10 protein-coding genes are annotated in these 9,294 nt (G+C 71.9%); 7 read left to right on the forward strand and 3 right to left on the reverse strand.

Annotation, left to right across the window (positions count from 1 at the left end; genetic code table 11):
- Window positions 1-270 precede the first annotated feature (270 nt).
- Window positions 271-1,626 carry a pentapeptide repeat-containing protein gene (locus EAD98_RS29275; RefSeq protein WP_147457524.1) on the forward strand — a complete coding sequence of 452 codons (1,356 nt, stop codon included), beginning with the start codon at window positions 271-273 and terminating at the stop codon, window positions 1,624-1,626.
- 4 nt (window positions 1,627-1,630) lie between these two features.
- Here EAD98_RS29275 and EAD98_RS29280 read toward each other — a convergent pair whose 3' ends face one another.
- Entirely contained in the window at window positions 1,631-2,212 is a 582-nt protein-coding gene (locus EAD98_RS29280) for a TetR/AcrR family transcriptional regulator (RefSeq protein WP_199723609.1), read from the reverse strand.
- Window positions 2,213-2,429: 217 nt separating this feature from the next.
- Between EAD98_RS29280 and EAD98_RS29285 the strand changes: the two genes are divergently transcribed.
- The 6 genes from EAD98_RS29285 (at window position 2,430) to EAD98_RS29310 (ending at window position 7,977) form a co-directional block, all read left to right on the forward strand.
- Window positions 2,430-3,896 carry an MFS transporter gene (locus EAD98_RS29285; protein ID WP_121657192.1) on the forward strand — a complete coding sequence of 489 codons (1,467 nt, stop codon included), beginning with the start codon at window positions 2,430-2,432 and terminating at the stop codon, window positions 3,894-3,896.
- Window positions 3,897-3,999: 103 nt separating this feature from the next.
- Window positions 4,000-4,977, forward strand: coding sequence for an SEC-C domain-containing protein (locus EAD98_RS29290; protein ID WP_121657193.1), 978 nt, complete (start codon window positions 4,000-4,002; stop codon window positions 4,975-4,977).
- Between the two features lie 51 nt (window positions 4,978-5,028).
- Entirely contained in the window at window positions 5,029-5,499 is a 471-nt protein-coding gene (locus EAD98_RS29295) for a nitroreductase family deazaflavin-dependent oxidoreductase (protein WP_121657194.1), read from the forward strand.
- A gap of 97 nt (window positions 5,500-5,596) precedes the next feature.
- A complete protein-coding gene (locus EAD98_RS29300; protein ID WP_233584023.1) occupies window positions 5,597-6,394 on the forward strand; it encodes an ABC transporter ATP-binding protein in 798 nt (265 codons plus the stop codon).
- Window positions 6,391-7,152, forward strand: coding sequence for an ABC transporter permease (locus EAD98_RS29305; protein ID WP_121657196.1), 762 nt, complete (start codon window positions 6,391-6,393; stop codon window positions 7,150-7,152). The genes EAD98_RS29300 and EAD98_RS29305 overlap by 4 nt, the downstream gene beginning before the upstream one ends.
- Window positions 7,153-7,197: 45 nt before the next feature.
- A complete protein-coding gene (locus EAD98_RS29310; protein WP_121657197.1) occupies window positions 7,198-7,977 on the forward strand; it encodes a MerR family transcriptional regulator in 780 nt (259 codons plus the stop codon).
- A gap of 49 nt (window positions 7,978-8,026) precedes the next feature.
- Here the strand turns inward: EAD98_RS29310 and EAD98_RS29315 are convergent, their stop codons facing one another.
- A complete protein-coding gene (locus EAD98_RS29315) occupies window positions 8,027-8,290 on the reverse strand; it encodes a DUF6244 family protein (RefSeq protein WP_121657199.1) in 264 nt (87 codons plus the stop codon).
- A 563-nt stretch (window positions 8,291-8,853) separates the two neighbouring features.
- On the reverse strand, window positions 8,854-9,294 hold a 441-nt coding region (locus tag EAD98_RS29320), incomplete at its 5' end, for a hypothetical protein (protein WP_121657198.1).

Here is a 9,294-nt window from a genome sequence, read left to right on the forward strand (position 1 = left end):
GGCGAGGGACAGGACGAGGACGGTCTTTCGGAGCAGCATGGCTGCACCTCCGGGGGGAGGCACCCGGCGAACCGGGCAGGTGGGTGGGGGTGTCCGGTCGACCGTGCGACGATGATGCGCGCAACAATTTGGAAACGTCAATGACTTGTTACGCGCCGGTAACCCGTTGTTCCGACGGAGGCGCAAACCGGCATATCGCCATCGCTCCACATCGGACGCTCCCCCGGCGCGCACACCCCGCGGCGCGACGGCGGATGGCATGCTGTGGCCGTGGCCGCTGACGAACCCACCGAGCGCCGGCTGCGGGTGATGCCGTGGTGGCTGGTCCTGGTCGGCCTGCTGGTCGCCGCCGCCCTCGGCTGGCTCGTGCTGGACCTGCTGCTCACCGAGGCCGACCGGGCCAGCCAGCCGGACACCCGCGCCACGTTGCGTATCGACGCGATCCGCACCGGCCTGACCGTGGTCGCCGGCACCGGCGGCGGGCTGGCGCTCCTGCTGGCCGCCCGCCGGCAGTGGATCGCCGAACGCGCACAGCGGCACCAGGAGAGCGTCGCCGTCCGGGACCAGGCGCACCGCGACCGGGTGCAGGCGCACGCCGAGTCGGTGGCCGAGGCCGCGCAGCGGCACCAGGACCGGCAGTCCGGGGCGGCCGAGCACGACGCGGCCGAGCGTCGGCTGACCGAGCTCTACACCCGGGCGGTCGAGCTGCTCGGCAACGACAGCGCGGCGGTACGCCTCGGCGGGCTGCACGCGCTGGAGCGTCTCGGTCAGGACAATCCGGCACAGCGCACGACGATCGTGGCGGTGCTCTGCGCGTACCTGCGGATGCCGGCGCCGGACGACGAGCCGCGCGAGACGGAGGTCCGGCGCAGCGCGCAGCGGGTCCTGACCCGGCACCTGCGCGCGGACGACGCGGGCCACTGGCCGGACGTCGTGCTGGACCTGACCGGCGCCGCGCTCGTCGACTTCGACGCCACCGGCTGCACGCTGGTCGACGCGGACTTCAGGCGTGCGGTGTTCACCGGCACGACCAGCTTCGCGGGCGCGATCGCGCGGGGGCCGCTGCTGTTCGGGGCGGCGGTCTTCGGTGACGTGGTCGTCGACGACCTCAGCGCCGACGGGGAGGTCGTGCTGGACGGCGCACGGTTCGGCGGGTCGGCGAGCTTCGAGGGCGCCGCGTTCGACGGCCTGTCCTGCCGGCGGTCCAGCTTCGCCGGCCCCACCTCATTTCGTCGGGCGACCTTCGGCCAGCCGACCAGCTTCGACGCGACCCGGTTCGAGGACGCCGCCTCGTTCCGGGAGGCCGAGTTCCTCGGCGCTCTGTCGATGGAGCACACCGAGTTCGGCGGGTCGGCCAGCTTCCGCTCGGTCCGTTTCACGAACATGGCGCTGTTCCGCTGGACGACGTTCGGCGCGGAGGCGCTGTTCGACGGCGCCCGCTTCACCGACGCCGCGAACTTCGGTCGGGCCCGATTCCACAGCATGGCCAGCTTCCGCGACGTCCAGTTCAGCCGGCCACCGCAGGTCGAGCAGGCGCGGGCGGTGGTCGACCTTGGTCACCGCTGGCCGGCGGGCACGGTCGTCAAGCGGCTCGACGACGAGTGGCTGCTGCTCGTCGACGGTTGAGCGGTCAGCGGGCGACGGCCGGCGGGCGCAGCCCGTCCAGGGCGACGCCGAGCACCCGGTCACGCTGCTCGGGCGCCGGGAACTGGGCCATCGTGAGCCCGCTGATCAATCGCACGACGTCGTCGAAGCCGATGTCGTCGCGGACCTCGCCGGCCGCCTGGGCGCGGTTCATCAGCGGCTCGCCGGCGGCGTAGATCTCCGTCCGGCAGCTCCGGAAGATCTCGGAGTCGTGCAGCAACTCCTCGGCGAGCGCCCGCTTGGTGGCGACGTACGCGACGAAGCGGTGCAGCCAGGCGACGAGGGCGTCCCACGGGGGCAGCTCGGCCAGGTCCGCGGCGGACCGGCTCAGGGCCCGCACCTCCTCGACGTAGACGGCTTCGAAGAGGTGCCGGCGGCTCGGGAAGTTGCGGTAGAGCGTGCCGATGCCCACCCCGGCTCGCCGGGCCACGTCCTCCAGGGAGGCGGCGGCGCCGTGCTCGGCGAACGCGTCGCGGGCGGCGGCGATGAGGGCGTCGTAGTTGCGCCGCGCGTCGGCCCGCTTCGGCCGCCGGGCGAACACCTCGGGCGCCTGCCCCGCGCTGCTCATGACGTGCGTCACCTCACCCTGGTTGCATCCGGAGGCACCCCTCCGCTAGCTTAGTGGAGGCACCCCTCCGGAATCCCGGAGGCCTGCCTCCGGTTAGCTTACCTCGGGACCGCCCGATCCGCCTGGCCACCCGATCGCCCGGTCCCGACAGCCCCACCCGCCTCCACACGGCGGGTCACAAACCTCCTTCCGTACCGCAATCAGGGAGTTTTCTCTCGTGGCAGTGACATCCCGACGCAGCTCGCGTCGGCTCACCTTCACCGTGCTCGCGGCCGGCGCCGGGTTCTTCGCGATGCTCCAGTCGCTGATCACCCCGGTGCTGCCGACCATCCAGCAGGACCTGCACACCTCGCAGAACACCGTGACCTGGGTACTGACCGCCTACCTGCTCTCCGCGTCGATTTTCACGCCGATCCTCGGCCGGGTCGGGGACATGGTCGGCAAGGAGCGGACGCTGGTCGTCTCGCTCGCCGCACTCGCCCTCGGCTGCCTGCTGGCGGCCATCGCGCCGAACATCGGCGTCCTCATCATCGCCCGCGTCGTGCAGGGCATCGGCGGCGCCGTCTTCCCGCTGTCGTTCGGCATCATCCGCGACGAGTTCCCCGCCGCGCGGGTCTCCGGCGCCGTCGCCGCCATCTCGGCGATCGTCGCCGTCGGCGGTGGCCTCGGTGTCGTGCTGGCCGGCCCGATCGTCAGCACGCTGGACTACCGGTGGCTGTTCTGGATCCCGATGGTCGTGGTCGGGCTGACCGCCGTCGCCGCGTACCTCTTCGTGCCCGAGTCGCCGGTGCGTACCCCCGGACGGATCGACTGGCGGGCCACCCTGCTGCTCTCCGGCTGGCTGGTCGCGCTGCTGCTGCCGATCAGCCAGGGCGCGGCCTGGGGCTGGACCTCTCCCCGGGTGCTCGGCCTGCTGGCGCTCGCCGTGGTGCTGCTCGTCGGCTGGCTGGTCGCCGAGGTGCGCTCGTCCAACCCGCTGATCGACATGCGGATGATGCGCCTGCCCGGCGTCTGGACCACCAACCTGGTCGCCCTACTCTACGGCGCGTCGATGTTCTCCGTGTACGCGTTCCTCCCGCAGTTCGTGCAGACCCCCACCGCCGCCGGCTACGGCTTCGGCGCCAGCATCAGCCAGGCGGGCCTGCTCATGCTGCCGATGCTGGTCGCGATGTTCGTGGCGGGCCTGATCGCCGGCCGGCTCCAGTCCGTCTTCAGCGCCAAGGCGCAGCTCGCCACCGGCGCCGCGTTCAACGTGGCCGCCTCCGCGATGCTGGCCGCCGCGCACGACACCCGCTGGGAGGTCGCGCTCGCCGGCGGCCTGGTCGGCCTCGGCATCGGCCTGGCCTTCGCCTCGATGGCGAACCTCATCGTGGGCAGCGTGCCCGCCAGCCAGACCGGCGTGGCCACCGGAATGAACGCCAACATCCGCACCATCGGCGGCGCGATCGGCGCCGCCGTGGTCAGCGGCGTGATCACCGCCCACCCGCAGGCCAACGGACTGCCCCGGGAGGCGGGCTTCACGACGGGCTTTCTGGTCCTCACCGCGATCGCCCTGGCGGCCGCGCTCGCGGCCCTGGCCGTCCCGTCCGCCCGGCGGGCGTCGGCCGGTCGCCGGCCGTCCACCGCGACGATCATCGAGTCGGAGCTAGCCGGCGAGTTCGCCACCCTGCCGTCGACCCGCTGAGGTCCGTGTCGCAGCCCGGGCGGTTCGCCGCCCGGGCTGCGGCATGTTCGGGAGTACGCTGGCCGCTCCCCCGTCCACCGTCCGTCGTCTTCAGGATGCGCCCATGTCCGAATTGCTGACCGCCGACCGCATCGACGAGCTCGGCGCCCTGGGAGCCAAGAGCCCGGACCCGGCCGCGCTCGTCGCCGAGCTGGTCGGCGCCGTCGACGAGGGGCGGGTCGCCGATCCCGACGACACCGGCTACGCGCTGCTGGTCGCCGCGGACATCCTGGTGCAGGCGGGTGACCTGGCCGACGCCCTCGCGCTGACCACCCGCGCCATCGCCGAGCAGCCGGAGGACGACCCGTACGCCCGATCGAAGCGCGGCGGGCTGCTGCTGCGCCTCGGCCGCGAGGACGAGGGCCTGGCCGAGCTGACCGTCCTGCGCCCGCTGCTGGAGACCGATCCCGACGCCACGTACCTGATCGACGACCTGGCGGACGCCGGCCGCACCGACACGGCGCTGGAGTGGCTCACCGCGGCGCTCGACGCGATCCTGGAACGGACCCGGACCCAGCAGCACGAGTCCGAGGACGCGCAGGACGAGGCCGCCGCCATGATCTACGGGCTGGCCCAGCGGCGGCACGACCTCCGCGAGGACCTGGGCCTGCCGCACGACGACTACGACAACCTCGCCGACCGGCTCCGCGCGGCGAGCGACCACGCGCTCGACGCGCTGGAGGACGGCCCGGCGACGCTGCTGTTCTGGCCGCGGGCGGAGTTCGAGGCGCTGCTGGCGCGCTGGCCCGCGCTGGCCGACGACTTCCCCGCCACCTGGGACGAGCACCGCGCCCAGATCGAAGGCGCGCTGGCCAACGCCGCCTCGCTGGGCGGCGCGGACCTGGGCGTGGTCGCCGGCACCGTCGCCGGTCTGGCGGCCTTCGCCGGCGATGACCCCATCGACGAGGAAACCCTCGACGAGTACGCCGACAGCCTCGACGAGGCCGGCGTTGCCGCCTGGCCGCCCGGGCGCAACGACGCCTGCTGGTGCGGCTCGGGCGCCAAGTACAAGAAGTGCTGCCTGCCGCGCTCGCGCAGCTGAGCACGTCTCTGGGGGCAGCCGGCCAACCGCCTGCGCGGCTAGGCTCGTCGCGTGACGGCAGCGGAGCAGCACGAGACCATTGAGGACAGTCCGGTCGGCTGGGTCGCCAGCCACATCCGGCGCTACGTGGAGACCGGCGGCGCGGAGGGCGGGACGTACCACGGCTACCCCGCACTGCTGCTCACCACCCGGGGCCGCCGGTCGGGCAAGCTGCGGCGCACCGCGCTGATCTACGGCCGCGACGGCGACACCTACCTGCTGGTGGCGTCGAACGGCGGCGCGGTCAAGCACCCGGCCTGGTACCTGAACCTGAGCTCCGATCCGGCCGTGGAGGTCCAGGTCGGTGCGGAGCGGTTCGCCGCACGGGCCCGGACGGCGACCGCCGAGGAACGCGTCCGGCTGTGGCCGGTCATGACGGCGGTCTTCCCGACGTACGCCCGCTACCAGAAGGGCACCGACCGCGAGATCCCCGTGGTCGTCATCGACCGCGCTCCGGGCGCACCGGCTTCCGCAGCGGACTGAGCTCTGCCGGCTCCGCCGACGGCGGTGGTGACCGCCAGAGCCGATCTGCTCCGCGGGCTTGACCTTGACGCTGCGTCAACCCTCCATGCTGACCGGCATGAGCCTCCCGCCACCAACCGATCAGGTCGCGCAGCCCGCGATACACGTGCACGGCCTGGAGAAGTCGTTCAAGAACTTGAAGGTGCTACGCGGCGTGGACATCGACGTGGCGCGCGGCAGCATCTTCGCCCTGCTCGGCTCCAACGGAGCGGGCAAGACCACCGTCGTGAAGATCCTGTCCACGCTGCTCAGGGCCGACACCGGGACCGCCCGGGTCAACGGCTTCGATGTCGCGACACAGGCCGCCGACGTCCGCGAGTCCATCAGTCTCACCGGGCAGTTCGCGGCGGTCGACGAGATCCTCAGCGGGCGGGAGAACCTCGTCCTGGTCGCCAGGCTGCGACACCTCCGGAACCCGGGCACGATCGCGGACGACCTCCTGAGGCGTTTCTCGCTGACCGACGCGGCCACCCGGAGGGTGGCGACGTACTCCGGTGGCATGCGCCGCCGCCTGGACATCGCGATGAGCCTCATCGGGAATCCGCCGGTCGTCTTCCTCGACGAGCCGACCACCGGGCTGGACCCGGAGGCGCGCATCGAGGTGTGGCAGGCCGTCAAGGAACTCGCCGAGGGCGGCACGACGGTGCTGCTCACGACCCAGTACCTCGACGAGGCCGAGCAGCTCGCCGACCGGATCGCGATCCTCCACGAGGGCCGGATCATCGTGAACGGCACCCTCCACGAGCTCCGGCAGCTCCTCCCACCCGCCGAGGTCGAGTACGTCGAGAAGCAGCCAACCCTTGAGGACGTCTTCCTCACCCTCGTCGGCGCCCGAACGGACAAGGAACAACGATGACCAAGCACTTCCTCGGCGACACCGCCGTCCTCCTGGGCCGTTCGCTGCGCCACATCTCCCGGAGCCCGGACACCATCATCACCACCGCGATCATGCCGATCGCGTTCATGCTGCTCTTCGTCTACGTCTTCGGCGGCGCGATCCAGACCGGGTCCGACTCGTACGTGAACTACCTGCTGCCCGGCATCCTGGTCATCACGATCGCCTCGGGCATCTCGTACACCGCCTTCCGGCTCTTCCTGGACATGCAGGGCGGCATCTTCGAACGGTTCCAGTCCATGCCGATCGCACGATCCTCCGTGCTGTGGGCGCACGTCCTCACCTCGCTGGTCGCCAACCTGACCTCGCTCGTGGTCGTCGTCCTCGTCGCCCTCCTGATGGGCTTCCGCACCGGGGCGGGCCTGCTGGGGTGGCTCGCGGTCGCCGGCATTCTGGTCCTGTTCACCCTGGCGCTGACCTGGATCGCCGTGGTCCCCGGCCTCACCGCGAAGTCCGTGGACGGCGCGAGCGCGTTCTCCTACCCGCTCATCTTCCTGCCGTTCATCAGCTCGGCCTTCGTACCCACCGAAACCATGCCCGGCCCCGTGCGCGCCTTCGCCGAGCACCAGCCGGTGACCTCCATCGTCAACGCGATCCGGGACCTGTTCACCCAGCAGCCGGTCGACACCGACATCTGGACCGCCCTCGCCTGGTGCGGCGGCATCCTCGTCGTCGCCTACGTGTTCGCCGACATCACCTACCGTCGCCGGATCTCCTGAGCCGGCGCCGACCGGATCCGGGCGCGTTGGGGGCAGGATCAGAGCATGCTGACGATCGGTCAACTGGCGGCGTATGCCGGCGTCACGGTGCGGGCGGTGCGGCACTATCACCAGATCGGGCTACTTCCCGAGCCGGAGCGGGACGCTTCGGGTTACCGGCGGTACGGCGCAGCAGCGGTCGTGTCCCTCATCAGGATCCGCACCCTCGCCAACGCCGGCGTGCCGCTGTCCCAGATCGGTCGACTGCTCGACGCCGACGCCGCGACCTTCGCCGAAGCGGTTCGGAAAATCGACCGCGACCTGCGCGAGGAGATCGAACGGCTGGAGACCAGCCGCGAGCAGATCGCGCAGCTCACTGCCGGCGACAGTCTGGCACTCCCACCGGAGGTGGTCTCGTATCTCGACCGGCTCCGGGAGATCGGAACGTCCGAGCGGGTCGTGGAGGGCGAACGGGACGGCTGGATCCTGGTCGCGGCCGGCTGGCCCGACCGCATCCACGAGTTCATGCCCGGGAAGATCGCACAGCTCGACGACCCGCGGGTCGTCCGGCTCTATCGGGTGCTGTCCGACATCTTCGACAGTGACGTACGCGACGACCCGCGCCTGGAGGAAGCCGCCGATCTCATGGCCTGTCTGGCCGAGCAGGCATACGCCTACGGCGGGATCAACCTCGGCGAGGAGGCCTACGACGATCTACCGCACGACCTGCTGGATGCGCTCGCCCTCGAGGCCGACCCGCGGTTGGAGCGGTTGCAGGACCTGATGCGCGAGCGTGGCTGGGCGGGCTGGAACCGGATGGAGCGTCTGCCGGAGCCGCCCGCCTGACCTCCGCCGCTTCGCCAGCTCTCGGTGGGTTGCGCTGCCACCACCCTGGTCAGTTTCCCAGCGCGCGGACCTTGGCGATCGTCTCCTGGACGTGCTGCTTCGCCGGGTCGCCGCCCTGCGACGCCTGCGCGAGGGCCTGGCGGTACGCGTCGATCATGCCGATCAACGGGCCGGCGGCCACGCCCTCCAACGCACCGGCGACCAGCGCCCGCGCCTCGGCCGCGTCCTGCGCTGCCGCTGCGGTCTTGGCCTTCGCCTCGTCCAGCTTCTGCGACGCCGCCGCCAGCCTCGCGATGATCTGTGCCGCGCTCACGAGCGCCTCCCCCATTGCTCGACCATCACCTCCACCACCGCAGCGGCGGAGACCACAAGGGAGAGTACGAGATCCCCGCACCCAGCGCGACCGCCCACTCGCTCGGCAGGCTCAAGATCGACACGACATCGCCGAAGTCGCGGTATCCCGCCGGCCTGGACACCCCGATATCAGCGATACCGAGTGGATCATGCCCGAGACGGGCTGGCCTGAGGCCAATTCGCCGCAGCAACCGGCCATTTCCCCGTTCGATCGCCTCCGGCCGTGACTGGCGCACTCGTGCGGTGAAACTCGGGCTGGACCGCCGGTCAGCGCCGGTTCGTGGCGCCCGCCCGGGAACGCCACAACCCCACCGGGCGCGACGTCGACCCGGCCCTGACCGGCGGCACGGTCCGCAGACTCAAGATCGACACGACATCGCCGATATCGCGGTATCCCGCCGGCCCGGACACCCCGATATCGGCGATACCGAGTGGATCACGCCCGAGAAGGGCTGGCCTGAGGCCAATTCGCCGCAGCAACCGGCCACTTCCCCCGGAGGCAGCTGGGCGGGCCGGCGGGGCTCAGCGCAGGCCGCGGACCAGCAGCAGGTAGCCGCAGTAGGCGACCGGGACCAGCAGGAAGCAGATCAGGAACCCGAGCGGCAGGTAGCGCGGCGGGGTGCCGGCCACCATGGCCGGCCGACCCCACCGGCCGAGCACCAGGTACCCGCCGAAGAACGCCAGCGCCGGCAGCCCGGCGCAGATCCACGCGCCGAGGGTGAACCCGTCGACCAGGCCGACCCCGGAGGCGAGCACCAGGGCCAGCATGAGCACTCCGGCGGCGGCCCCGCACCCGGCGTAGACGGCGACCGCGCGGGCCAGCGGCGACCAGGTGGGCAGCAGCGCCGGCCGCTGGGCCAGCAGCTCCGCCTGGTGTCCGTGCCGGTCGGCCTCGTCGGCCATCCGCCGGGCCAGCTCCAGCTCCGTGCTCGGGTCGACCGCCGCCGCGCGCTGCGTCGGCAC

Source organism: Micromonospora sp. CV4 (genome assembly GCF_003667455.1).
In the GTDB taxonomy this organism is placed as follows: domain Bacteria; phylum Actinomycetota; class Actinomycetes; order Mycobacteriales; family Micromonosporaceae; genus Micromonospora.

Bases quoted from the DNA above. Each gene is read 5' to 3' on its own strand.
- EAD98_RS29280 (WP_199723609.1), bottom strand. From the start codon at position 2,212: ATGAGCAGCGCGGGGCAGGCGCCCGAGGTGTTCGCCCGGCGGCCGAAG.
- EAD98_RS29290 (WP_121657193.1), top strand. From the start codon at position 4,000: ATGTCCGAATTGCTGACCGCCGACCGCATCGACGAGCTCGGCGCCCTG.
- EAD98_RS29310 (WP_121657197.1), top strand. From the start codon at position 7,198: ATGCTGACGATCGGTCAACTGGCGGCGTATGCCGGCGTCACGGTGCGG.
- EAD98_RS29300 (WP_233584023.1), top strand. From the start codon at position 5,597: ATGAGCCTCCCGCCACCAACCGATCAGGTCGCGCAGCCCGCGATACAC.
- EAD98_RS29305 (WP_121657196.1), top strand. From the start codon at position 6,391: ATGACCAAGCACTTCCTCGGCGACACCGCCGTCCTCCTGGGCCGTTCG.